The sequence below is a fragment of the Aggregatibacter segnis ATCC 33393 genome, from assembly GCF_000185305.1.
In the GTDB taxonomy this organism is placed as follows: Bacteria; Pseudomonadota; Gammaproteobacteria; order Enterobacterales; family Pasteurellaceae; genus Aggregatibacter; species Aggregatibacter segnis.
The window spans coordinates 811,424-837,249 of the sequence record NZ_GL622200.1 but is presented as its reverse complement, the minus strand read 5'-3'; the positions used below and the strand labels follow the sequence as shown (position 1 = coordinate 837,249).

Sequence of the window (25,826 nt, the reverse complement as noted above, 5' to 3'; positions counted from 1 at the left end):
CTCTACTGATTCTGAGTTGAAGTTGGGATTGGATTTGAAGCCGGCGTAGTCACTTGCTCCAAATTCAAGGTTGAATTTAAAAAACTGGAATTTGCTTGTATCTGTTGAAAGAACCAATCCACCACAAAACGAAAGTGCGGTATTAATTTTGACTCTTTCCACCAATCAGTTTGATTTGACGCGGTGAACGTATCCAAGAAAAATAAAATTGCCGCTACAATGAGCACGCCACGTAATAGCCCAAAGCAAGCACCAAGTACTCGATCCGTCCCGCTTAAGCCGGTGCGATCCACTAACTGACCTAATACATAATTCACGATAGCGCCAACAATCAATGAGGCAATAAATAAGATAGCAATGGCAACACCATTTCGGATATACAGGGATTCAATAGAGGTTAACAAACCCGCCAAATACACATAAAAATGGCTTGCAATAAAAAATGCCACAATCCAACTGGCTAGTGACATAACTTCGCGGACAAAACCGCGTAATAAGCTGACAATAATGGAAAAAACAATAATGCCGATAATAATGTAATCAATCATCAAATCATCTCTAAAGTGTTGAAAAAGACACTTCTATTTGCAACGGGCGCTATTCTAGCAAAAAACGAAAACGTTTGCGCAAAAATTTACACGCTAAAAAACGCCCTTTTGCACAAAGAAGCAAAGGGGCGTCACTATACCATTGTTATGTTTGGGAATATAGAAAAAATCGAGGAATTAAAGCTCCTGCCAAAAATCACGGGGTAATTTTTTCTGAGCAAGATTCAGTAACTTTGCCAAATCCAAATAAGTGGGCTTGTCGGGGAAAGAAGGCAAGGTATCATGCGTCTCTCTCAATTTTTCAAAAACGCGTTGAAAACCCACCGCACTTTGAGGTGATAATGGCATTTGTGCACGTTTGCCCAACCAATAAAAGCCTTGTAAAGGCAAGCATAACGCAAATAAAGCACTTAACACCGCAACAGCAAGCGCCATGTTGTCGCCACGCGCATAAATTTGTTGCCACACTACAAATAATACCGCGAGAAACGGCATCATTTTCTGAGCAAATAAGGTTGCTTTAATAATGCGATTCTCGGGGAAAATAGCGCCTAACTTTGGTTCTAAAGGCCAAATATTTAAATATTGTTGCCCTACTTTTAATGTGCGATAAAAACCCATCCCATGCTTATCCTTAGTTTTAATCTGAATGAAGGTTGCTCAACATACCATAAACCAATCTATTTTTTAATTTTCTACATAACCACCTCTTCTTTGGTAGTCTCTTTTTTCGGGGAAAATGAATCACTTATCAAATGTAAAAAATTTGCTAAATTTTTTGATTCAAGTCGCATTTTTTGTCGTTGAGAATTTATTTTAAAGAATGAAAGGTGTATCCTATGGCAGTTTAATTTTCTATTATTCGTTCAATATTTGAACGAATTTTGTTTAACTCAAACCAGTATAGGTCGCTTATGTCTGAAAAATTAGTCCTAATCCTCAATTGTGGTAGTTCTTCACTAAAATTTTCTATTTTGAATCCTGCCACCGGCGAAGAAAAATTGTCCGGCTTAGCCGAAGCGTTTTACTTACCTGAAGCCCGTATCAAATGGAAATTACACGGCGAAAAAGGACAGGCTGATTTAGGTGCCGGCGCCGCTCACGCCGAAGCGTTAAATTTTGTTGTCAATAACATTTTCTCGCTTGATCCTGAATTACAAAAAGGCGTTGTTGCTATCGGTCACCGTATCGTACACGGCGGCGAAAAATTCACATCCTCTGTTATCGTTACCGATGAAGTGGTTAAAGGCATTGAAGATGCAATTCAATTTGCACCATTGCACAACCCAGCACACTTAATCGGTATCAAAGAAGCATTCAAACTCTTCCCATATTTGAAAGAGAAAAACGTGGTGGTATTTGATACTGCATTCCATCAAACCATGCCGGAAGAAGCGTACTTATACGCATTACCTTACTCTTTATATCGCGATCACGGTGTTCGTCGCTACGGGGCACACGGTACAAGCCACTATTATGTCAGCCGTGAAGCAGCAAAACGTTTAGGCGTCGCAGAAGACAAAGTAAACGTGATCACTTGCCATTTAGGTAACGGTGGTTCCGTATCCGCAATTCGTCATGGCGAATGTATCGATACCTCTATGGGTTTAACCCCGTTAGAAGGTTTAGTCATGGGTACCCGTTGTGGTGACATCGACCCGGCTATCGTTTTCTACATGCACGACACCCTCGGCATGTCCGTTGAAGAAATCAACACCACCTTAACGAAAAAATCCGGTTTGCTTGGTTTAACCGAAGTCACCAGTGACTGCCGTTATGCCGAAGACAACTACGACAAAGAAATCCCGGCAAAACGCGCATTAGATGTTTATTGCTACCGTTTAGCGAAATACATCGGTTCTTACATGGCCGTTATCGGTGAGCGTTTGGATGCCATCGTCTTTACCGGCGGTATTGGTGAAAACTCTGCGCACGTACGCGAACTCACCTTAGCACACTTAAAATTATTCGGTTACAAATTGGATAATGAGAAAAACTTGGCCGCCCGTTTTGGTAAAGAAGGCGTGATTACCGCTGATAACACACCGATCGCCATGGTAATTCCAACCAATGAAGAATTAGTGATTGCACAAGACACCGCACGTCTTTGCATCTAAAACGGAATCTATAAACTGCCGATTTATTCGGCAGTTTCTTTTTAATCCTCTATTCCAATCGAAGGTAAATTATGTCTCGTACTATTATTTTAATTCCGATTAGCACCGGCGTGGGTTTAACCAGCGTAAGTCTTGGTTTAATCAACGCACTTGAACAAAAAGGTGCCAAAGTCGGTTTCATGAAACCTATTTCTCAACCAAATACCGGTGAAGATATTATCGACCGCACAACCTCTATCGTGCGCACCAGCACCGGTTTAGAAACGGCTGAGCCGTTTATGCTAAGCGTGGCAGAATCGCTGATCGGTCAAAATCAATCTGATGTTTTATTAGAAAAAATCGTTGAAAATCACCAACGCCTTGCTAAAAACAATGAAATTGTCATTGTGGAAGGCTTGATTCCAACCCGCAAACATTCTTTTGCCAATAGCATTAACTACGAAATCGCCCAAGCACTTGATGCAGAAATCGTATTAGTTGCGGCACCGGCCACAGAAACGCCAGCACAATTAAAAGAACGTGTAGAAGCAGCTGCTTCTCTGTTCGGTGGTCAAGGCAATAAAAATCTTCTTGGCGTGATCGTGAACAAATTCAATGCGCCAGTGGATGAATCCGGCAGAACCCGCCCAGATTTAAGCGAAATTTTCGATTCTTTCCAACACAGCCACAACAGCGAATCCGAGTTGGTAAAATTATTCGCACAAAGCCAGCTCAACTTACTGGCATGTATCCCATGGTCTGCTGATCTTATTGCAACCCGTGCGATTGATTTAATTAAACATTTAGGCGCATCCATTCTTAATGAAGGCGATGTAAACCGTCGTATTCGCGGTATCACTTTCTGTGCAAGAAGCTTGCCAAATATGGTGGAACACTTCCGTGCCGGAAGCTTACTCGTGGTTTCTGCTGACCGCCCGGATGTGATCGTGGCAGCGGCACTTGCGGTATCCAACGGTATTGAAATCGGTGGTTTATTATTAACCGGCGGTTACAAATTAGATCCACAAATCAACAAACTTTGTCAGCATGTTTTTGAAAACAAAAAATTGCCGGTTTTCCGTATTGAAGGCAACACCTGGCAAACGGCTTTAAGCCTACAAAACTTTAACCTTGAAGTACCGGTTGACGATAAAGAGCGCATTGAAAACATCAAACGCTATACTAGCGAAAAATTAGATGCCGCCTTCGTTAACGGATTAGTTGAAGCTTCAAGCCGTTTACGTCGTCTATCACCACCGGCATTCCGCTTCCAATTAACGGAATTAGCACGTGCGGCGAATAAACGTATCGTCTTACCGGAAGGCGATGAACCACGTACAATCAAAGCAGCCATCTTATGTGCCGAACGCGGTATCGCAGAATGTATCTTGTTAGCCAACCCTGAAGAAGTAAAACGCGTTGCTGAATCTCAAGGTGTGAAATTAGTCAAAGGTATTACGGTTGTTGACCCGGCAAGCGTGCGTGAAAACTATGTCGCGCGTTTAGTGGAATTACGTAAAGCCAAAGGCATGACAGAAACCATGGCGCGTGAACAATTAGAAGATAACGTTGTACTTGGCACCATGATGTTAGAAGCCAACGAAGTTGACGGTTTGGTATCCGGCGCAGTTCACACCACAGCCAACACCATTCGCCCACCGATGCAAATTATCAAAACCGCACCGGGCAGCTCCATTATCTCTTCCATCTTCTTCATGTTGTTACCGGATCAAGTATTGGTTTACGGTGACTGCGCGGTGAACCCGGATCCGACCGCAGAACAACTCGCGGAAATTGCGATTCAATCTGCCGAATCAGCGAAATCCTTCGGTATCGAACCGAAAGTGGCGATGATCTCCTATTCTACCGGCTCTTCCGGTAGCGGTGCAGACGTTGAAAAAGTAAAAGAAGCGACTCGTATTGCGAAAGAAAAACGCCCTGATTTACTCATCGATGGTCCATTACAATACGATGCCGCGGTGATGGAAGATGTGGCTCGTTCTAAAGCACCAAATTCTCCGGTTGCCGGTCAAGCCACCGTATTCATCTTCCCGGATCTGAATACCGGTAACACCACCTATAAAGCGGTTCAACGTTCCGCCGACCTTGTTTCTATCGGCCCGATGCTCCAAGGTATGCGCAAACCGGTGAACGACTTGTCCCGTGGTGCGTTAGTTGATGATATTGTGTACACCATTGCATTAACGGCAATTCAAGCAACACAATAAAACGCTTGAAAAACACACCGCACTTTCGTGCAAAAGAAAAGGCTTTCGTGATGAAAGCCTTTTTATTTACCGAAAGGATTGAATTAACAAATTCGTTCTTTTTGTCTAAATAACCTGTTATTCAAAGTGAAAAGTGCGGTCAGTTTTTGAGGTGGATTTCATTTTTGTGTTTCACAATCACCATTTGATGATCGGCAAATTTCTGCACAAGCGTTTGAATTGATTGCCCATTTGGCAACGAAAGATGAGGCGCAATTTCTGCCAACGGAATAATCACAAATTCACGCTGGTGCATATCATAATGTGGCACTGTCAGGCGTTCAGACTGAATAATGTGCTCGGCGTAAAGCAAAATATCCAAATCCAATGTACGCTCTCCCCAACGACGCAGACGCACACGACCTTGTTCATATTCAATGCGTTGTAATTCATCCAACAATGCAAGAGGCGCAAGTGAGGTTTCCAAACAAGTCACGGCATTCACATAATCCGGCTGATCTTGTGGGCCAAGAGGCTTACTTTGATAAAAAGAACTCACTGCCACCAATCTTGAGCCTGGCAGTTGATTCATCGACTTTAATGCAGAAATCAGTTGCGCCTGAGGATTAGCAAGGTTACTTCCCAAGGCAATATACACCTTATCCATGGTTAGCCTTTTTCGCAGAATGATGTCGTTTTCGACGATGATATTTGCGTTTTCTCGGCTGACTCGGCAACTCTTTCACCAAATCTTGTCGTTGGCTTTCGTTGCTAAATTGATATTCATGCCACCATGCCGCCAATTCAACGGCTTCACCGCCCTCAATTTCTGCGCGCATCACTAATAAATCAAAGCCCGCACGGAATTTTGATTGTTCGATAGCTCGCTGCACAGATTTCGGCGTACGTTTTAAGAACTGCAACTGTAGCGACCAAATATCACGAATGACCGTGGTATGACGACGTGGCACCGCTAACGCATTACATAACACATCCAGCAAATCGTTAGAGGCCAAAGCATAGGCATCATTGTTATTCAAACCACCTTCATTTTTTAGAGTTTCCACTCTTTCACGCAATGGATACCAGAAGAATGCGGCAAATAAGAACGCCGGATTAATCGGTAATTTATCTGCCACGCGTTCATCAGTGGAGATCAACGCACGCAAAATCATTTTTTCTGCCATGCTGTCTTCACGCTCAGTGAAATACGTTGGCAACAACGGGAACAGTTGTTCAAATAAGCCATATTGACGCAATAACTGATATGTTTTTACACCATGCCCGCTTTGCAATAACTTCAAGCTTTCTTCAAATAAACGTGCCGGTGGAATATTTTTGAGTAAATGGGCAAGGGATTTAATTGGCGCTTCACTTGGTTTATCTAAGAACATCTCTAATTTCGCCATAAAGCGAATGGAGCGCAACATGCGCACCGGATCTTCCTGATAACGAGTAACGGGATCGCCGATTAAACGTAATTTACCGTTTTTTAAATCTTCAATACCGTTGAAATAATCTTTCAACGTGTTGTCTTGTGGATTGTAATACAGCGCGTTTACGCTGAAATCACGGCGTTCCGCATCTTGCTCCAAGGTGCCGTACACGTTATCGCGTAATAGCATGCCCTCTTCGCTTTGCTTGGCTAGTTTCTCATTATGATGCTCCGCATGGCCGGCGCGAAACGTCGCCACTTCAATAATCTCACGGCCAAACATCACGTGCGCCAAACGGAAACGTCGCCCAACCAAACGGCATTGACGTTGAAAAACCGCTTGAATTTGTTCCGGACGCGCATTGGTCGCCACATCAAAATCTTTCGGTTTCTTACCGAGCAATAAGTCGCGCAAACAGCCACCGACCACATAGGCTTCATACCCTTGACGTTGCAATTTTTCCACCACCGTCAATGCGTTACGATTAAACATACGTGGCGTAATGCCATGCGCGGATGCCTTAATGCTATGTTTGAAATCTTTTTTAGGTGTGTTTCTTTTATTGTGGGATGAACCCTGAGCCTTGTTTTTTACAGGTTCAGTCACTGTGATAGAGGGTCTTTTAGGTGAGGCTTTAATGTCATTTTGAGCAGCAGGATGTTTTTTGATTTTCTTGCTCAAAAGATTTTTAATATAGGTAAAGATAAGAGATCTCCGTTTATCAGAAAAATAATGTGAAAGTGCGGTCGAAAAATAAGGTGTTTTTTGACCGCACTTTTATCTATTTTTAGTCGAATTAACCGACCATTTGTTTTTCGCGAATTTCCGCTAATGTTTTGCAGTCGATACACAAATCTGCTGTCGGACGCGCTTCTAAGCGTTTAATCCCAATTTCCACGCCACAAGAATCGCAATAGCCGAAATCGTCTGTATCCAATTTTTTCAATGTATTTTCGATTTTCTTCATTAATTTGCGTTCACGATCACGAGCACGTAATTCCAAACTGAACTCTTCTTCTTGTGTTGCGCGGTCAGCCGGATCCGGGAAGTTAGCCGCTTCATCTTGCATATGAGCAACGGTCCGAGAAGCTTCATCTCTAATTTGATCATGCCAGGCTTGAAGGATTTTTTTGAAATGTAGCACTTGGTGCTCATTCATGTATTCTTCGCCTTTCTTTTCTTTGTAAGGCTCAACGCCGGCTAAAGCCAATAAACTTAAAGACGCTTTACTCATGTGTATCTCCTAATAAAAAATTCATCCATTTCATAGTATTAAGGCCACAATCAGTGGCGCTTAATATGATTACTACCCAAAAGTAAAACCGATTAAAAAATGGAGCCAAATTTTGAAGGCGTATAAATAGCAGAACTCACCCTATTTATCAAATAATATTTGCATATCCATTCAGTATTCTAAGGATTTTTTTTAATTTTGTGATTCAGATTCCAATATTTTTGAAAGCGTATTTTCCCTCTTTCACAATTCTTCCATAGTCTTCCTATGGAACAAAAGTGCGGTAAAAAATGTGGGTGTTTCGTTAGATAAATTTGCGGGAAGTTTAATTGTAAGCGGTATCACTTTGGTGTTTTTACCCGATAGGTTTTTAGTCTCTTGGCAAACGGCACTTTATTTATCCCTTCTTTTATGTCCGCTCATTTTGCTTGCCCGAGGTTTATCCTGTCATAAAACGAAATACTCGCTTCTTTGGCTACTTTTGTTCACGCTCAATCTGGCTTATGTACATCAGCCGGCAATACAGTTGCTGAACCAAGCGGACAACATTGCCCATTTGCCGAAAACTATTCATACCGAATTTATCGTGGAAGAGATCCTACATCAGCAACAATATCAAACCTTAATCCTCCGTGCGAAGCTCGCGGATAACCGGCCGGAACAACGTCTCTACGCCAATTGGAAACTTAAACAAAACGTGAATATTGGTGAACGTTATGTGGGAGACTTACGCCTACGCCCTATATCTTCTCGACTCAATAAGGATGGTTTTGATCGGCAACAATGGTACTTCAGTAAACGCATCACTGCGTGGGCAGAAGTGAAAAGTGCGGTCAAAATAGAACAGTTTTTTTCGTGGCGACAAACGGCGTTACATCAGGCAAGACAACAAATAGAAAATTTATCTCAACAAGGGTTGTTATTGGCTCTAGGTTTTGGCGAACGGGCATGGCTCGAAAACGCCACATGGCAAATTTATCAAAAAACTAACACAGCACACTTGATTGCTATTTCAGGATTACATATCGGTCTGGCGATGATGTTAGGCTTTGCCTTGGCGCGCTTACTCCAATTTACGTTTCCAACCCATTACATCACCCCAACCTTTCCAATTTTCTGCGGCATGATTTTAGCCCTGCTTTATAGTCAACTTGCAGGACTGGCAATCCCCACGCTACGCGCCATAATTGCCCTCGCTTTACTCTACGCTATTCAGCATTTAAGACTGCATTGGACAGTGTGGCAACTGTTATTGCGAGTGGTCGCACTACTGATTTTTATCGATCCGCTCATATTGCTTTCCACCAGTTTTTGGCTATCAGTGGGCGCAGTCACCTGTTTAATTGTTTGGTATCAATGTTTCCCGCTGTCCTTATTACACTGGCGCGGCAAGCCGCTTACTCATACTCACTGGAGAAAAGTGCGGTATGTTTTCGGTTTATTTCATTTGCAACTTGGTTTGCTTTGGTTATTCACGCCGATTCAATTGTTCTTTTTTAATGGCATTTCCTTAAACAGTTTTATTACCAATCTTATTGCCGTGCCACTTTATAGCTTCATTTTAGTACCGTTGGTACTGTTTGCTGTGCTCACCCAAGGCAGCTGGAATACATGGTGGCTTGCCAATGATCTGGCAGAAAAAATCACCGCACTTTTAGCCCCGTTGCAGGATCATTGGCTGGCTATTTCTATTCCCCACAGTTTATGGATTACGCTTGTTTTAACCTGCCTGTTTTTAGGCTTGCTATATTACGTTTATAAACCCCAGAAACCTCTCTCTTCTACATTGGAATTAGCAAAACTCACTCGTTTAAAGGGATTTCACCTCGCTGCTGAACGCACCTTAAGCTTTCCCTTACAAAAGACAATTTACGGGTTAGGTTGCGGATTGATTGTTTTTTGCAACACTACATTAGCGCACCACTACCTTTCCCGCCCAAATTGGCAATTGGATACCTTAGATGTGGGGCAAGGGCTAGCCACCTTGATCGTGAAAGATGGCAAAGGCGTGCTATACGACACTGGCTCGAGTTGGGAAGGCGGCAGTATGGCGCAGTTAGAAATTCTGCCTTATTTACAGCGACAAGGCATTCAGTTGGAATGGCTGATTTTAAGCCATGATGACAACGATCATTCGGGCGGTGCTCGCGCGATGTTGGCCGCTTATCCCGACATTCAACTGACCACCGCTTCGCAAAAACGTTATGGCGAAAAAAACACGGAAGAAAACGACCGCACTTTTTGCCTTGCCAACAAACAATGGACATGGCAGGGATTACACTTTACCGTACTTTCTCCCAACAACATCGTGTCCCGTGCGGAAAATCCCGATTCCTGCACGCTGCTATTAACGGATGGTAAATACAATATTTTACTAACAGGCGATGCCGATCTCAGCGTGGAATACAAAATTTTACCCAAGCTAGATAAAATCCACGTACTACAAGTGGGACACCATGGCAGCAAAACCTCGACAGGAGAGGCATTAGTGCGCCACACACAGCCGGATATAGCGTTAATCTCCAGCGGGCGTTGGAATCCGTGGCATTTTCCGAACGGTGATGTGATGGCAAGGCTAAAACAGCAAGGTACGCAAAGTTACAATACGGCAGAAACAGGTCAAATTACTTTATTATTTCATGAAAATAAAATAGAAATTCAAACTGCACGGGCGGAATTTTCGCCATGGTATCGCAGATTAATTGGCTTGAAGGGCAAATAAAGGTACAATGCGCCATTATTTTTGACCCAAAGACAGAAATTATTATGCAAGATCAAGATCTTTCTACTATGCAAACCTTCAAGCGTCTGTGGCCAATGATTAGTCCGTATAAAGCCGGTTTGATTGTTTCCGCTGTTGCCTTAATTCTCAACGCTCTAACCGACTCCGGCTTAATTTTCCTACTCAAACCCTTATTAGATGAGGGCTTTGGTAAAGCAGACGCATCATTTTTGAAATACATGTCTGTCTTTGTTGTGTTAATCATTATCTTACGCGGCGTGTCCAGCTTTATTTCCAACTATTGCTTGGCTTGGGTTTCCGGTAAAGTGGTGATGACCATGCGTCGGCGTTTATTCAAACATTTAATGTTTATGCCGGTCAGCTTTTTTGATAAAAATGCTGCAGGAAAACTGCTTTCCCGTATCACTTATGACTCCGAAATGATCGCCAATGCCTCTTCCGGATCATTGATTACCATCGTGCGTGAGGGGGCTTATTTAATTTCTCTCCTTTGCGTCATGCTTTATACCAGCTGGCAACTCTCTTTGGTGCTTTTTGTTATCGGGCCCATCATCGGTATCTTAATCAGCATGGTATCGAAGAAATTCCGCAATTTAAGCCGTAACATGCAAAACTCCATGGGGGATTTAACCTCAACGGCAGAACAAATGTTAAAAGGGCATAAAGTGGTTCTTTCTTTCGGTGGCCAAATTATTGAAGAAGAACGTTTCAATCACGTCAGCAATGATATGCGCCGTAAAGGCATGAAAATGACTGCAGCAGATGCCATTGCCGATCCTGTGGTGCAAATCATTGCCTCGTTTGCCCTTGCCGCCGTGTTATACCTCGCGAGTTTCCCTTCCATCATGGATCAAAACTTAAGTGCGGGGACATTTACCGTTGTTTTCTCTTCCATGCTTGCGCTAATGCGTCCGTTAAAATCCTTAACGAACGTCAACGCTCAATTCCAACGTGGTATGGCAGCCTGTCAAACCTTGTTCGGTATTTTAGATATGGAAACGGAAAAAGATACCGGTACGCATAAAGCGGACAATGTCAAAGGCGACCTTGAATTTAAAAATGTCACCTTTCGCTATGAGGGCAAAGAAGAACTTGCCTTGGATAATATTTCTTTCCACATTCCCCATGGCAAAACTGTGGCATTAGTGGGGCGTTCCGGTTCCGGTAAATCTACCATCGCGAATTTAGTAACCCGCTTCTATGATGTCACCCAAGGTGAAATTCTATTAGACGGCGTGAATATTCAAGATTATCGCCTATCGGATTTACGCGAAAATTGCGCTGTCGTCTCACAACAAGTGCACTTATTCAACGATACCATCGCCAATAACATCGCTTATGCAGCAAAAGATAAATATAGCCGTGAAGAAATCATCAACGCAGCAAAAGCGGCACACGCAATGGAATTTATCGAACATTTAGAAAATGGGTTGGATACCGTTATCGGTGAAAATGGCGCCAGCTTATCCGGCGGTCAACGCCAACGTTTAGCTATTGCTCGTGCCTTATTGCGTAATTCACCGGTGCTAATTTTAGATGAAGCGACCTCGGCTTTAGATACGGAATCCGAGCGTGCGATTCAAGCCGCATTGGAAGAAATTCAAAAAGATCGTACCGTTTTGGTGATCGCGCATCGTTTATCCACCATTGAAAAAGCGGACGAAATTCTTGTCATTGAAAACGGACAAATTAAAGAACGCGGCAACCACCAAGCCCTATTGGCACAAGGCGGTGCATATAAACAATTACACGGCATGCAGTTCAGTCAATAATTAACCTAAGGAGAAAGTATGCAGTTTTGGTATTCCCGTTCGTGGATCACATGGCTACTCTGCCCTTTCTCCTTGTTATTTTGGCTGATTAGCACGTTTCGTCGATCGCTCTTTCGCTTTGATGTCTTAAAATCCTATCGCGCACCGGTTCCCGTCGTGGTTGTCGGCAATTTATCTGTGGGCGGAAACGGAAAAACACCCGCGGTGATTTGGTTGGTTGAAGAACTTCGCAAGTGCGGTCTGAATGCTGGGGTGATTTCCAGAGGTTATGGCAGCCAAGCCAAAACTTATCCTTTGTTGGTCACACCGACCAGTGATCCGGTGCAAGCCGGTGATGAGCCGGTTTTAATTGCCACACGGACCCAAGCCCCGGTTTGCATTTCACCCAATCGCCAACAAGCCATCGAATGTCTATTACAACATACGCCTTGTGATGTCATCATTAGCGATGACGGTTTACAACATTACAAATTACAGCGTGATGTTGAAATCGTGATCATGGATGCTCAACGTGGTCTAGGCAACGGTTTCTTGTTACCGGCAGGCCCGTTACGCGAATTACCAAGCCGTTTACAATCCGTCGATTTCATTATTACCAACGGCGCAGAAAATCAATACAGCGATGCGGTGATGCTCTTAAAACCACAATACGCCGTAAATTTAGTAACCAAAGCGCAACGTCCGTTAAATGAATTTAACCACGCCACGGCTATTGCCGGTATCGGCAATCCACCACGCTTTTTTGCGATGTTAGAACAACAGGGAATCACATTAAGCGAAACCCAAGCCTTCCAAGATCATCAGGCTTTTACCGTGTCTTTGTTTGATAAATTCGATAAAAATCAACCGCTCTTCATGACCGAAAAAGATGCGGTGAAGTGTCTCGCCTTTGCGCAAGAAAATTGGTGGTATGTGCCGGTAACCACAGAAATCCAAGGGAATAAAACACAGCAACTGATTCAAAAAATCGCGCAAAAGTGCGGTCAAAAATCAAAGTAAAATACCATGAACAAACAATTATTGGATATCGTGGCTTGTCCAACTTGCCATGGACATTTGGAATACGATGAGCAACATCAACGTTTAATTTGTCGCATTGAAAAGCTTGCCTACCCGATCAAAAACGGTATTCCGATATTATTAGCAGAACAGGCAGAAACATTAAGCCAATCAGAGGAACAATAACATGACCCAATTCACTGTAATCATTCCCGCCCGTTACGCCTCCAGCCGTTTACCGGGCAAGCCATTGGCGGACATTGCCGGCAAGCCAATGATTCAACATGTTTTTGAACAAGCCAAACAATCCGGTGCTAGCCGAATTATTATCGCGACCGACAATGAACAGGTGGCTGCCGCCACCAAAAATTTTGGTGCAGAAGTATGCATGACGGCAGAAAGCCACAACTCCGGCACAGAACGTTTAGCTGAAGTGGTTGAAAAACTGGCGATTCCCGACAACGAAATCATCGTGAACATTCAAGGTGATGAACCGCTTATTCCACCGGTGATCGTCAAACAAGTGGCAGAAAATCTCGCTAACTACCCTGTCAACATGGCAAGCCTTGCGGTTAATATCGACGAGCCTGAGGAGTTATTTAATCCCAACGTGGTGAAAGTGCTAACCGACAAAGACGGCTATGTGCTTTATTTCTCCCGTGCAGTGATTCCTTGGGATCGCGATCAATTTGCGCAAATGGATGACGTAGCAAAATTGCAACTGAACACACAATACCTACGCCATATTGGGATTTATGCTTATCGAGCCGGTTTCATTAAACAATATGTGCAATGGCAACCGACCGCATTAGAACACATCGAAAAACTGGAACAGCTACGCGTGCTTTGGAACGGCGAAAAAATTCATGTAGAACTCGCCAAAGAAGTGCCGGCTGTGGGTGTGGATACCACCGAAGATTTGGAAAAAGTGCGGTCGATTTTAGCGAAAAAATCACATTAACGATGAATCTCCCCTAACCCCTCTTTACTAAAGAGGGGAATTTGCTTTAAAAAAATAACGACGATAATGTTTAAAATCATTTCAATATCAAATCCGACTTAATCATTCATGATGACTTTCGACGCCAAAAAATTCCTCGCTAACGTACCGCACTTGCCGGGCGTTTATCGTATGTATGACGATAGCAACACGGTGATTTATGTGGGTAAAGCGAAAGATCTGAAAAAACGCTTATCCAGTTATTTTCGTAAGCAGTTAAACAGCAAAAAAACGGAAGCATTGGTGGCATCAATTCATCATATTGAAACCACGATTACCACCTCGGAAACAGAAGCGCTCCTGCTTGAGCATAATTACATCAAAACCTATCAGCCGCGTTATAACGTGTTGTTACGCGATGATAAATCCTATCCATATATTTTATTAACCAAAGAAACTCATCCTCGTATTACGTCTTATCGCGGCTCGAAAAAAATCCAAGGGGAATATTTCGGCCCTTATCCCAATGCCGGCGCTGTGCGTGAGACCTTGTCTTTGTTGCAAAAATTGTTCCCTATTCGGCAATGCGAAAATTCGGTGTATAACAATCGCTCGCGCCCTTGTTTGCAATATCAAATCGGGCGTTGTCTTGCCCCCTGCGTGAAAGGTTATGTAACAGACGAAGCCTATGCGCAACAGGTAAATTTTGCCCGCTTGTTCTTACAGGGGAAAGATCAACAAGTGTTGGATCATTTGGTCAAACAAATGGAACAGGCAAGTCAGCAACTGAATTTTGAAGAGGCGGCACGGGTTCGCGATCAAATTCAGGCGGTGCGCGCAGTAATTGAAAAACAATTTGTCGCCAACGATCGCCATGATGACATTGATATTATCGCCATCGCCTACCAACTTGGTGTGGCTTGCGTGCAGGTGTTGTTTATCCGTCAAGGTAAGATTTTGGGTAATCGTAGCTACTTCCCGAAAGTACCAAGCAATACCAACCTGGCAGAACTCACTGAAACCTTTGTTGGGCAATTTTATCTACAGGCACACCAAGGCAGAACCATTCCGAATACCATTATCGTGGATCAAAAACTGGAAGAAAAAGCAGATTTGGAAACCTTATTAAGCGACCAAGCGGGGCGAAAAGTTATCATTCAAGATCATGCCAAAGGTGATAAAAGCAAATACCTGCAACTTGCGCAAATGAATGCCAAAGCCGCGTTAGTGACCAAGTTAAAACAATCTACCTTGCAACATGATCGCTATGCCGCCCTGCAAGAATTACTCGGCATTGATGTTATCAAACGCATGGAATGTTTTGATATCAGCCACACGATGGGCGAACAAACTATCGCTTCCTGCGTGGTGTTCAATCAAGACGGGCCGCTAAAATCCGATTATCGTCGTTTCAACATCAGCGGCATCACCAAAGGCGATGACTACGCGGCTATGGAGCAAGCACTGTTAAAACGCTACGACAAAGATCTAGAAGAAGACAAAATCCCCGACATTATTTTTATCGATGGCGGCAAAGGGCAACTCAATCGTGCATTACAGGTGTTTGAAAATCTCAAGGTAAAATGGAATAAAAACCGACCGCACTTAATTGGCGTTGCCAAAGGTGTCGATCGCCGCGCCGGCTTGGAAACCCTGATTCTGAGCAAATGGGATAAAGAATTGCATTTGCCATCGGACAGCCTCGCGCTCCATTTAATCCAACATATCCGCGATGAAAGCCACAATCACGCTATCAGCGGACACCGTAAGAAACGCCAACAACATTTCACCCAAAGCGGCTTAGAAAGCATTGAAGGCGTAGGCGCTAAACGTCGCCAAGCGCTCCTCAAATACCTCGGCGGCTTACAAGGCGTTAAAAATGCCACTCTCGATGAAATCGCCTCCGTCCCCGGCATTTCAAAAGCGTTGGCAGAAAAGATTTTTGAGACGCTGCAGCATTAGATTTAAATAGAAAGTGCGATCAGTTTTTTGGTATTTCTCAAATGAAAAACGTTGAAAAAACGAACCGCACTTTTAATACAATCAAAACAAAAAGCGCCATTTCTCTCGAAATAGCGCTTTTTTAATTTACTAACCAGCTCAATTAGTACTTAACGTTTTCGTTACTTAACTTCTCAATCCCCATAATCTCTTTTTTCGCTTCATCAATTTCAGCCTGAATGCCAAACGCTTTTGCCAAATTCTCAGCAGTTAACACCTGCGTTTTTTCGCCATTGGCAATGATTTGTCCTTGATTCAATAAAATTACTTCATCGCAGAATTTATAGGCTAAAGAAAGGTGATGGATTGCGACCACGCAGGTGTGGCTGGGCGTAAGAGATTTTAATTGTTCCATCATATCGATTTGATAAAACGGATCGAGGGCTGCGATGGGTTCGTCAGCGAGCAATAAAGGGGCATTTTTGATACAACAACGAGCAAGTTGTACGCGGGCTTTTTCGCCGCCGGAAAGTTGGCGAAAAGATTTTTCTAATAAATGTGAAATGGAAAACGTTTCTGAAATCGACCGCACTTTTTCTTGTTCTTTGGCTCGGTTAAGCGGATTTGGCAAACCCAACGCGATAACGTCATACACAGATAAATCCCAGTGAATTTCCGTGTTTTGTGCAAGATAAGCTAACTGTTGGCTTTTTTGTGTGGCACTCATGGCGGTCAATCTGTTGTCATCGAACCAAATTTCACCTTTATCAATAGGCAAAATACCGGCGATGGTTTTCAGCAACGTTGATTTGCCCGCACCATTAGCACCCATAATGCCGACCAATTTGCCCGTTGGGATAGTGCAGTGAATGCCTTTTAACCCGTAAGGTTGGGAGAGATTCTCGATTTTAATCATAAAGTTACCTTGCCAATCTGCGTTGTTCCGTCAATAAAATCCAAATCAAACATGGCGCACCAATCATTGCCGTGAGTGTGCCGATGTAAATGTGAGAGAAAAACGGCACATATTGCACACAAAGATCTGCAATGAGCAACAATAAAGCCCCAAATAAGGCACTTGTTATGTAAAGTTGTGATGGGCGTTGCTTCAATAAAATTCGTGCAAAGTGCGGTGCGATTAAGCCGATAAAACCGATGGCACCCGTTTGTGGAATGGTTGCGCCGACGAGCAACGCAACGCCAAAGGTGGTGATAAAAAAACTTCGTTTCGGATCGATCCCCATGGTGCCCGCGGTCTCTTCACCGAAACTGAGTAAATCCACATAACGACGTTCGCGGTATAAACAAACTAAACCAAACAGAACGATCAGCAGTGAAATCACCAAAGTGTCAAGCTTCGCCCACACTAATGAGCCTTGTAACCAACGATAAAGCTCTGCTAGCGCCCAAGGGCTTTCGGCGTTAGATAACAACAACGCAATGGCGGCGCCAAGCAACATATTCACCGCCAAACCGCTGAGGAGCATCATGGTCGTGCCATGATTTTTAGCAATGGCATACACCAATAAAAAACTCGCTAATGCCCCTGCAACACCGCCGAACAGCAATACCGTAAACGGCACAGAAAAATAATAAAGAATAAGCACACTGGCAGCAGTTGCCCCGGCGCTACTGCCGAGCAAACCCGGGCTTGCCAATGGATTTTGAAAAATACCCTGCATGGCATTCCCTGCAAGAGCAAGACAGGCGCCGGTTAAAATCGCCAAACCAATGCGCGGTACACGAACATCCCACAATACAAGCGAGCGCATATCAGTCAGCACCCCATCCGCATTTTTAAGATGCGCAAAATCGCCAAGTTGATGATAAAGGGCAATGCTTGTTATCAACAGTAAGAATGAAAAAAGTGCGGTATTTAATTTTTGTATTTTTGTCAATGGGCTATTTCCTATGCAATCCAAAGATCATTCGGTATGTTCTTCGTTTTAATGTTATCAAATCTCTTTCTATTAATTTAACAAATCTCCCCAAATCCCTCTTTACTAAAGAGGGGAACTGTTGTATCGATAATTTATCATTCTGATGCCTTTCATTTTAATCATTCACACACAAAAAAGGTAAATATGCCATCTGGGGTTAATTTACTAAAGAAAATCCCCCTCTTTAGTAAAGAGGGGCTAGGAGAGATTTGTCTCATTCAAGGGAGATTTGTCGAATTCCATGACTTCCATTGTTGATAAATCCTCTCCGCCCCTTGCCACACACCGTGATCAAAGCAATAAGTATATTTCATCGGAATGCGAAAGTGCGGTCGATTTTCAAAGTATTTTTTTAGCAGAGGATGGTCAAGCAATTCCGCCTGTTCGTTATAGCTTTGTTGGTCAGTGATTTCGATTAACCCGTTAGGTTGAGCAAGCAGCACTTTTTCCAATGAAAAATTTTGCGGGGTCAATGGGTATTTTAACGGTGTTAAACCAAGCAATGTTAATAGCACGTTATATTGCGGGAAAATAGGTTCCACTACGCCGGTTTCCGATAACATTAGCGTATCAGTCAAGGACACATTCATTTTGGTCTTTTGTGATGTTAATTTTGCTACCAACTGTTCCGCATGGGCTTCATTACCGGTGATTTTTCCGAGTTGCAACAGGAGTTCAAATAATTCTTCAGCGGTTTGTGGACTGTCGTTAATCGGCACAATTTTTACGCCAAGGCGCTTTAAATCAGCGACCAATTGAGGATAAAAGGTTTCATTAATCAACAGCGTTTTATCCAAATAAGGCAACAATGCGGTAAGTTGCGGCTCAAGGATAGGTTTATCTCGATTAATTTTATCCAGCATCATGCGCGGATTTTGAGAGTAAGGCGACATCGCCGCGATTTGTTCCGGACGGGCAATTTCCGCAAGCAGTCGGTCGCTGCACAAGGTGAGCGAAACAAATTGCTCAGCGTGTGCAGAAAAGGAAAGAAAAAGTGCGGTGAAAATAACGGATGTTTTTTTCATATAACGAAGGCGGGTTTTTAGCCCGCCATGATTAAAAAATTCGGCGGACCAAAGCCCGCCTTATGATTAGAACGATCCTCTCAAGCCAACATAAACATGACGTCCGTCTTGACCATAGCCAAGGACGTTTTCGTATTTTTTATTGAATACGTTGTTTAAATTCGCATAAATGTTGAGATTTGACATGAGTTGGTAGTTCACGCCAAGATTTGCCAAGGTGTATGAAGGCATTTTGAAATCGCCGGAATCAAGACGTTTACCCACATAAGACACATTGACATCAGAACCTAATTTTTCCGTGATTTGATAAGCTAACCCTAGGTTTCCTGTGTGTTTCGGACGGCGAACATAGTTTGAACCATATTGATCATTTTCAGATTTAATATAGGTGTAAGTGTAGTTTGCATAACCTGAAAGGCTATCAGTGAATTTTCCGTTATACACAATCTCTACGCCTTTAATTTTGGTTTTACCATCACGGTTTACCGCACGATTTGTTGGATTCATGTAATTGCCGGTAAGGGAATTTTCGTCACTTAAAAAGTTATCTACATTACGGGCAAAATAGGTCGTATCCAAGCTATGACGCTTATCATCGGTTTCAAATAAGACACCAAATTCGCCCCCCAAGCTTTTTTCTGCTTTCAAGTTCGGGTTAGCTAACCAAGTTCCACCCCAACCGTAATATTCGGACATGGTCGGATTATGAATAGCTTTGCCCAAACTTGCGTGCGCTTTAACATTTGGTGTGAAACGATAAGCACCGGCAAGACGTGCGGTGAAAGCATTTTCAAATACGCTGTTGTCAGTATAACGACCGCTAACAGAAAGGCTGTGGTCCGCTTCAGTAAATAAACGGTACTCTGCGGCAACACTTTTCTCGGTTAATTTTTTCTCAGCAAAATTGTAAGCGGAAGCAACATATTTCGTATTTTGGTAATCCGCTAATACGCTGACGGCTTGTTTGACTTCACCTTCACGGTCGAAGTTAATATCAAGTTGATAGTTCGTATTCAACTTTTTGCTGTCGTATTCTGTTTTACCAACAGCAGAAGTCCAACTGCTATATTGTGCAGTATCAGCATCGGTTTTAACGTGACTTACCGCCGCTTTATGCACGAATAAATCTTCTGCATTACCAAAATAACCGCTTAATTTATAGCGGGTTTCACGTGTACGGGTATTGTCATCAAATTTTCTTTCGTGCTCTGCACTATTATCAAAATGAACCGTTTGAGATGAATGTGAAGCCAGGAAATCAACGCCTTTTTGACCATCATCAAAACCTAAACGCATAGACACGTTATCACGGTGGAAGCCATCCTTTTCAGTCGCCGGCACGTTTGTACTTTTTGCGCCGGATACGCTCGTATAATTAAATACGCGTTCGCTACGCGCAGAGATCCCTTGCGTACGATGACTATCACCATGAAGGGCATAGTAAAGACCGTGATGTTGACCGGAAAGGGTGACAGAGCCATCACGGGTGCGGTGTGAACCTGCACCTAAGTCGAAATCAACGTTAAATTCTTTGTCTTTATATAATCCGCTTTTGGTGGTGATATAAACCACGCCACCCATGGCATCACTGCCCCAAAGTGCAGATTGCTCGCCACGTAACACTTCGATTTGTTCAATGTTACTTAACGCTAAACCACCGAAATCAAAGTTAGTATCAGCCGGATTAACACGAATGCCGTCAATAATGACCGCAGTATGTTTTGAATTTGCGCCACGTAGGAAAAGGCTTGTTATCGCACCGCGTCCACCACTGACTCCCATTGCCACTCCCGGCACGGTTTTCAACACATCGCTCACATAAGTCGCGTTGCGCTCGGCAAACTCTTTTTCAGTGAGAACGGTAACAGATGAAGCGGTTTGATCTTGGTTCACCGGTGTGGCGTACGCAGAATAAACGCTGATAGGTTTTAATTCGGTTTTTGCTTGTTCAGCGGCAAAGGCAAGCGCCGGTAAACTGAATAACATTGCTGTCGTAATAAGATTCTTCTTCATTCTCGATTTTCCAATTTAAAAGACGAAATTTGCCATAAAAAATGGCGCCCTTTTTCAGGCGCCACATCATAGCACAGGAAACGAAAATTACTTACCGTGCGCCACAAAATCTTCGATATTTTGCGCGACTTTATTCACTAAAGTGGTTACTGCTGAATCACTCGCCCACGCAATATGCGGCGTGATTAATAAATTCGGCAAACGTTTTGCCGCTTGAATTAATGGGTTGTCCTTTTCCGGTGGTTCTTTGACCAACACATCCAAGGCAGCACCGGCAATTTTGCCGTTTTCTAGCGCATCTAATAATACAGCTTCATCTACCAATGGGCCTCGCCCGGTATTGATGAGATAAGCGGTCTGTTTCATTAATGCCAACGTTTCCGCATTGATTAAATTTTTGGTGGTATCGGTTAACGGGCAATGCAGCGTAACAATATCCGCTTGTTTCAATACGGTTTCAAATTCAGTGTAGCCTTCACGAATATGGCTTGCACCTTTGTGTTCCGCATACAACACGTTCATACCCAATAATTGCGCCAAGCGACCCACCTCTGTGCCTAAGCAACCTTTACCAAATACACCTAACGTCGCGCCTCGCACATCGGTAATCGGGTAATCGGTGTAACAAAATTGTCCGCAGGTGGCCCAGCGATCAGAGGTCACTTGATCGCGATGATACCCAATAAGACTATGTTTTAATGAGAAAATCATGCCCAATACATGCTCCGGCACGGTCACACCAGAATAGCCCGTCACATTTTTCACAGCAATACCCAAGTCTTTCGCGGCATCTAAATCAATGTTGTTGGTACCGGTGGCGGTAATTGCGATGAGTTTTAATTTCGGTAAGCGGCTTAATAATTCTCGGTCAAACACCACTTTGCTGGTCACCACAATATCGGCGTCTTTGCTGCGTTCAAAGGTTTCCTCCGGCAAAGTGCGGTCATATTCCGTCCATGTGTGTGGAAAGCTTAGACGTGGAATATTATGGCTTGCGGGAATACCGGTACGATCGAGAAAAACAATGTTCATCAAAAACTCCTTTAGTTTCACAACGTTTGAATATGACGTCTAACCTTAAAGAAGCCTTTGCGCAAAAACAAGGGAGAGAAAGGATTTTTATGATTTGTGTGATCTCGATCTAAAAACGCAGCGAAAAAGCACCGCACTTTGATGGTTCTTCTTAAGATTCCTGCAACCAATTTCGCAAAATTTGCTCACCATATTCCGAAATATAGGATTCCGGATGAAATTGTACCCCGTAAATCGGCAACGTTTTATGCTGCATGGCCATAATGATGTTGTCATCACAACGGGCGGTAATTTGTAATGCACTTGGGAAATTCAGCTCACTTACCGCCCAAGAATGATATAAGCCAATTTGAAAGGCCTGAGGCATATCTTTAAAGAGAAGGGATTCCGCCACACACTGCAACCGCTTGGCTTGCCCATGACGTGGTGACGGAAGATTATGTAATTCTGCACCAAAGAATTCACATAACATTTGATGCCCTAAACACACGCCCAAAATGGATTTGCTGTGCTGATAACGCGCCAGCAGCTCAAATAATTGTGGATAAGCGCGCGGCACATCAGGGCCGGGAGAAATCAATAAATGAGAAAAATCGCCCACGGCATCTAAATCCAGTTCTTCCACATTAACCACTTGAAATGGCACATCCAAACGACGGATGAGATCCACTAAGTTGAACGTAAAAGAATCGTGATTATTGATGATCAGTAGTGACATAACATCTTTCTCAAAGGGCTAAATAGGCGGTGAAGTATATAATTTTATGGCGATTTAAGCTAAAATTTTCGCCGTTTTTTCACGAGATAATGTTATGTGGCAAGATTTTATTCAACAAGCGAACCAATTTGGCGAAGCGAAAACGCCCTTCTTCTTTTTAATCGATTTTGAGCAACAAAAACCGATATTGTGTCCGCTAAATGAAATGGCTGAGCAAGGGATTTTCGTCCAATTTCCTGATTATACCAACGTGAATTGGCTGGAAGATTTGCCGATAGCGCCTTTTTATTTACATAAACAGCCAATGGATTTTGCCGCCTATCAAAAAGGCTTTGATTTAGTACAACAGGAACAGCACTTCGGTAATTCCTATTTGCTGAATCTGACTTATCCGACACTGATTGAAACCCATTATTCACTGCGTCAACTCTTCCAATACAGTCAGGCAAAATACAAGTTGTTGTTCAAAGATCAATTTGTGTGTTTTTCACCGGAATGTTTTGTCAATTTATACGACAACCATATTTTCACTTATCCGATGAAAGGCACGATTGATGCAACACTTCCCCATGCCCAAGCCACCTTGCTCAACAATCAAAAAGAGCAGCGGGAACATTACACCATCGTGGATTTAATGCGCAATGATTTAGCCACCGTTGCTGAAAACATTCAAGTGACTCGCTTTCGTTATGTGGAAGAAATCCAAACAGAACGCAGCGCCATTTTGCAAACTAGCTCCGAAATTCGTGGTGAATTAGCGGAAAACTGGCAGAAAGAAATCGGCTCTCTTCTTGCCAAATTGCTACCCGCCGGATCTATCAGTGGCGCCCCCAAAGAAAAAACCGTACAAATTATTCAACAGGCCGAACAACAACCTCGTGGCTATTACACCGGTATATTCGGTATTTTTGATGGGAAAAAATTACAAAGTGCGGTGGCAATTCGTTTTATTGAAGACACAGAAAAAGGCTTTGTTTTCCGCAGTGGTGGAGGCATTACCATTCAAAGTGACGCACAGGAAGAATATCAAGAATTAATTCAAAAAGTGTATGTGCCGTTACAGAGGGCTTAACCATGGAATTTCCTTTATTTGAAACCCTTGCCATCGAACAAGGCAAGATCCGCAATATCGCACTCCATCAACGACGCTACGAACGCAGTTTACAGGCGTTTTATGGCAAACAAAGTGCGGTCGTTTTTCCTCGCATTTTTCAACTTGCCGAACATATTCGTGTACCGCTCGAATTGACTGCCGAACCGCTGATTCGTTGCCGAATCGATTACAATGCAGAGCAAATTCAATGCCGTTATTTTCCTTACCAGCGTAAACATTGTCGTACCTTTAAACCGGTTATCTGCGACCACATTGACTACGGCTTAAAATTCGCTGACCGCACTTTATTAAACGAATTACTCGCGCAAAAAGGCGATTGCGATGAAATCATGATCATCAAAAACGGATATGTCACCGATTGCACTATCGGCAATCTTATTTTCCGCCAAGGTACACAATGGTTCACCCCCGACACGCCACTCCTTGAAGGCACCCAACGGGCGGCACTATTAGCCCAAGGTCGCATAAAAGTGCGGTCGATTTTAGCCACGGATTTGAGTTTGTTTGAAGAAATCAGGTTGATCAATGCGTTGAATGGATTGGAATAAAAAATCATCCTGCAATATTTAAGCAAGAAAAAAGCCTTTCCATTTGGAAAGGCTTTTATGTTTAATCAAGCAAATTATTTTTTCTTCGCTTTTGGATTTGGTAAGTCGGTGACGGAACCTTCGAAGACTTCGGCCGCTAAACCGACAGATTCGTGTAAAGTTGGGTGCGCGTGGATGGTTAACGCAATGTCTTCCGCATCACAACCCATTTCGATCGCCAAACCGATTTCACCTAACAATTCACCTGCGTTGGTACCTACAATAGCTCCACCTAATACGCGATGAGTGTCTTTATCGAAAATCAGTTTTGTCATACCGTCGGCACAGTCAGAAGCAATAGCACGACCGGAAGCAGCCCACGGAAAGTTTGCCACTTCATAGTTCAAGCCTTCCGCTTTACATTCTTTCTCAGTTTTACCAACCCATGCCACTTCAGGCTCTGTATAGGCAATAGAAGGAATCACTTTCGGATCGAAATAGTGTTTTTTACCTGCAATAACTTCAGCAGCCACGTGACCTTCATGAACACCTTTATGGGCTAACATTGGTTGACCAACGATATCACCGATAGCAAAAATGTGAGACACATTGGTACGCATTTGTTTGTCGGTACGAATGAAGCCACGTTCATCAACGTTGACGCCGGCTTTTTCTGCATCAAGCAATTTACCGTTCGGTGTACGACCAATAGCTACTAATACGGCATCATAACGTTTTGTGATGCTGCCTGCTTTGCCTTCCATAGACACATGGATGCCGTCTTCTTTCGCTTCTACGGCAGTCACTTTGGTTTCAAGCATTAAATTGAATTTTTGCTCAATACGTTTAGTGAAGATTTTAACGATATCTTTGTCTGCAGCAGGAATCACTTGGTCGAACATTTCAACCACATCAACTTTAGAACCTAACGCTTGGTAAACGGTCCCCATTTCCAAACCGATGATACCACCGCCCATGATTAACAATTCTTTTGGCACTTCACGCAATGCAAGCGCATCGGTAGAATCCCAAACTCGTGGATCGTGGTGTGGAATAAATGGCAATTCAATTGGACGAGAACCTGCTGCAATAATCGCATTATCAAATTTCACGTTCGTAACATTACCGTCTTTATCGGTCACCGCTAAAGTGTGGGAATCAGCAAATTTAGCTTCGCCTTGCACCACTTGCACTTTACGCATTTTTGCCATACCGGCTAAACCACCAGTTAAGCGAGAAACCACGCCTTCTTTACCGGCACGGATTTTATCTAAATCAATGGTTGGTTCAGCAAAAACAACGCCGTGATGTTCAACGTGTTTAGCTTCTTCAATAATTTTTGCAACGTGTAATAACGCTTTAGACGGAATACAACCTACGTTTAAACAAACGCCGCCCAAAGTAGAATAACGTTCAACAATGACTGTTTCTAAGCCCAAGTCAGCACAACGGAATGCAGCGGAATAACCTGCCGGACCTGCGCCAAGCACAACCACTTGGGTTTTCACTTCTTTACTCATTTTGTCTCCTTAAAAATGCGA

General features: G+C 43.3%; 22 protein-coding genes. 10 read left to right on the top strand and 12 right to left on the bottom strand.

Features of this window, described 5'->3' with window-relative positions:
- Nucleotides 1-2: 2 nt before the first annotated feature.
- Nucleotides 3-548: a CvpA family protein gene (locus tag HMPREF9064_RS05440; RefSeq protein WP_006717946.1), complete on the bottom strand. Its 546-nt coding sequence runs from the start codon at nt 546-548 to the stop codon at nt 3-5.
- A gap of 177 nt (nt 549-725) precedes the next feature.
- Nucleotides 726-1,169 carry a terminus macrodomain insulation protein YfbV gene (yfbV, locus tag HMPREF9064_RS05445; RefSeq protein ID WP_006717944.1) on the bottom strand — a complete coding sequence of 148 codons (444 nt, stop codon included), beginning with the start codon at nt 1,167-1,169 and terminating at the stop codon, nt 726-728.
- 293 nt (nt 1,170-1,462) lie between these two features.
- On the opposite strand from yfbV, the gene HMPREF9064_RS05450 reads away from it, so the two are divergent.
- Both HMPREF9064_RS05450 and pta read left to right on the top strand, forming a co-directional pair.
- The gene (locus HMPREF9064_RS05450; RefSeq protein ID WP_006717943.1) at nt 1,463-2,665 is read left to right on the top strand and encodes an acetate kinase; all 1,203 of its coding nucleotides are present in this window, start codon (nt 1,463-1,465) and stop codon (nt 2,663-2,665) included.
- 71 nt (nt 2,666-2,736) lie between these two features.
- A complete protein-coding gene (pta, locus tag HMPREF9064_RS05455; protein ID WP_006717941.1) occupies nt 2,737-4,872 on the top strand; it encodes a phosphate acetyltransferase in 2,136 nt (711 codons plus the stop codon).
- A 139-nt stretch (nt 4,873-5,011) separates the two neighbouring features.
- Here pta and folK read toward each other — a convergent pair whose 3' ends face one another.
- The 3 genes from folK to dksA all read right to left on the bottom strand — a co-directional run bounded on the left by folK (nt 5,012) and on the right by dksA (nt 7,521).
- Nucleotides 5,012-5,518: a 2-amino-4-hydroxy-6-hydroxymethyldihydropteridine diphosphokinase gene (gene folK / locus HMPREF9064_RS05460; protein WP_006717939.1), complete on the bottom strand. Its 507-nt coding sequence runs from the start codon at nt 5,516-5,518 to the stop codon at nt 5,012-5,014.
- Nucleotides 5,511-6,968: a polynucleotide adenylyltransferase PcnB gene (gene pcnB, locus HMPREF9064_RS05465; protein WP_006717936.1), complete on the bottom strand. Its 1,458-nt coding sequence runs from the start codon at nt 6,966-6,968 to the stop codon at nt 5,511-5,513. Before pcnB ends, folK begins: the two co-directional genes overlap by 8 nt.
- A gap of 115 nt (nt 6,969-7,083) precedes the next feature.
- Nucleotides 7,084-7,521 carry an RNA polymerase-binding protein DksA gene (dksA, locus tag HMPREF9064_RS05470; protein ID WP_006717934.1) on the bottom strand — a complete coding sequence of 146 codons (438 nt, stop codon included), beginning with the start codon at nt 7,519-7,521 and terminating at the stop codon, nt 7,084-7,086.
- Nucleotides 7,522-7,813: 292 nt separating this feature from the next.
- Between dksA and HMPREF9064_RS05475 the strand changes: the two genes are divergently transcribed.
- The 6 genes from HMPREF9064_RS05475 to uvrC all read left to right on the top strand — a co-directional run bounded on the left by HMPREF9064_RS05475 (nt 7,814) and on the right by uvrC (nt 15,937).
- Nucleotides 7,814-10,243 (top strand): DNA internalization-related competence protein ComEC/Rec2, encoded by a 2,430-nt coding sequence (locus tag HMPREF9064_RS05475; RefSeq protein ID WP_006717932.1) that lies wholly within the window; start codon nt 7,814-7,816, stop codon nt 10,241-10,243.
- A 44-nt stretch (nt 10,244-10,287) separates the two neighbouring features.
- Nucleotides 10,288-12,036, top strand: coding sequence for a lipid A ABC transporter ATP-binding protein/permease MsbA (gene msbA, locus HMPREF9064_RS05480; protein ID WP_032998121.1), 1,749 nt, complete (start codon nt 10,288-10,290; stop codon nt 12,034-12,036).
- An 18-nt stretch (nt 12,037-12,054) separates the two neighbouring features.
- A complete protein-coding gene (lpxK, locus tag HMPREF9064_RS05485; protein ID WP_006717927.1) occupies nt 12,055-13,035 on the top strand; it encodes a tetraacyldisaccharide 4'-kinase in 981 nt (326 codons plus the stop codon).
- A 6-nt stretch (nt 13,036-13,041) separates the two neighbouring features.
- A complete protein-coding gene (locus HMPREF9064_RS05490; RefSeq protein ID WP_006717924.1) occupies nt 13,042-13,221 on the top strand; it encodes a Trm112 family protein in 180 nt (59 codons plus the stop codon).
- Nucleotide 13,222: 1 nt separating this feature from the next.
- Nucleotides 13,223-13,996, top strand: coding sequence for a 3-deoxy-manno-octulosonate cytidylyltransferase (kdsB, locus tag HMPREF9064_RS05495; protein ID WP_006717922.1), 774 nt, complete (start codon nt 13,223-13,225; stop codon nt 13,994-13,996).
- A 111-nt stretch (nt 13,997-14,107) separates the two neighbouring features.
- Nucleotides 14,108-15,937: an excinuclease ABC subunit UvrC gene (gene uvrC / locus HMPREF9064_RS05500; protein WP_032998119.1), complete on the top strand. Its 1,830-nt coding sequence runs from the start codon at nt 14,108-14,110 to the stop codon at nt 15,935-15,937.
- 142 nt (nt 15,938-16,079) lie between these two features.
- On the opposite strand, the gene HMPREF9064_RS05505 is transcribed toward uvrC, so the two are convergent.
- From HMPREF9064_RS05505 to HMPREF9064_RS05530, 6 genes are all read right to left on the bottom strand, one after another.
- Complete coding sequence (locus HMPREF9064_RS05505) at nt 16,080-16,832, bottom strand: ABC transporter ATP-binding protein (RefSeq protein ID WP_006717917.1); 753 nt, start codon at nt 16,830-16,832, stop codon at nt 16,080-16,082.
- 4 nt (nt 16,833-16,836) lie between these two features.
- Nucleotides 16,837-17,814, bottom strand: a complete 978-nt coding sequence (locus tag HMPREF9064_RS05510; RefSeq protein WP_006717914.1) for a FecCD family ABC transporter permease — start codon at nt 17,812-17,814, stop codon at nt 16,837-16,839.
- 260 nt (nt 17,815-18,074) lie between these two features.
- Complete coding sequence (locus tag HMPREF9064_RS05515) at nt 18,075-18,881, bottom strand: substrate-binding domain-containing protein (protein ID WP_006717911.1); 807 nt, start codon at nt 18,879-18,881, stop codon at nt 18,075-18,077.
- Nucleotides 18,882-18,947: 66 nt separating this feature from the next.
- The gene (locus HMPREF9064_RS05520) at nt 18,948-20,894 is read right to left on the bottom strand and encodes a TonB-dependent receptor plug domain-containing protein (RefSeq protein WP_006717910.1); all 1,947 of its coding nucleotides are present in this window, start codon (nt 20,892-20,894) and stop codon (nt 18,948-18,950) included.
- An 87-nt stretch (nt 20,895-20,981) separates the two neighbouring features.
- Nucleotides 20,982-21,926 (bottom strand): 2-hydroxyacid dehydrogenase, encoded by a 945-nt coding sequence (locus tag HMPREF9064_RS05525; protein WP_032997844.1) that lies wholly within the window; start codon nt 21,924-21,926, stop codon nt 20,982-20,984.
- A gap of 151 nt (nt 21,927-22,077) precedes the next feature.
- Nucleotides 22,078-22,644 carry an anthranilate synthase component II gene (locus HMPREF9064_RS05530; RefSeq protein ID WP_006717905.1) on the bottom strand — a complete coding sequence of 189 codons (567 nt, stop codon included), beginning with the start codon at nt 22,642-22,644 and terminating at the stop codon, nt 22,078-22,080.
- Nucleotides 22,645-22,738: 94 nt separating this feature from the next.
- Here HMPREF9064_RS05530 and HMPREF9064_RS05535 point away from each other — a divergent pair, with 94 nt between their 5' ends.
- Entirely contained in the window at nt 22,739-23,716 is a 978-nt protein-coding gene (locus HMPREF9064_RS05535; RefSeq protein WP_006717902.1) for an aminodeoxychorismate synthase component I, read from the top strand.
- 2 nt (nt 23,717-23,718) lie between these two features.
- Nucleotides 23,719-24,306: an aminotransferase class IV family protein gene (locus tag HMPREF9064_RS05540; RefSeq protein ID WP_006717900.1), complete on the top strand. Its 588-nt coding sequence runs from the start codon at nt 23,719-23,721 to the stop codon at nt 24,304-24,306.
- A gap of 74 nt (nt 24,307-24,380) precedes the next feature.
- Here HMPREF9064_RS05540 and lpdA read toward each other — a convergent pair whose 3' ends face one another.
- On the bottom strand, nt 24,381-25,805 hold the full coding sequence (lpdA, locus tag HMPREF9064_RS05545) for a dihydrolipoyl dehydrogenase (protein WP_006717897.1): 1,425 nt from the start codon (nt 25,803-25,805) through the stop codon (nt 24,381-24,383).
- Between the last annotated feature and the right edge of the window lie 21 nt (nt 25,806-25,826).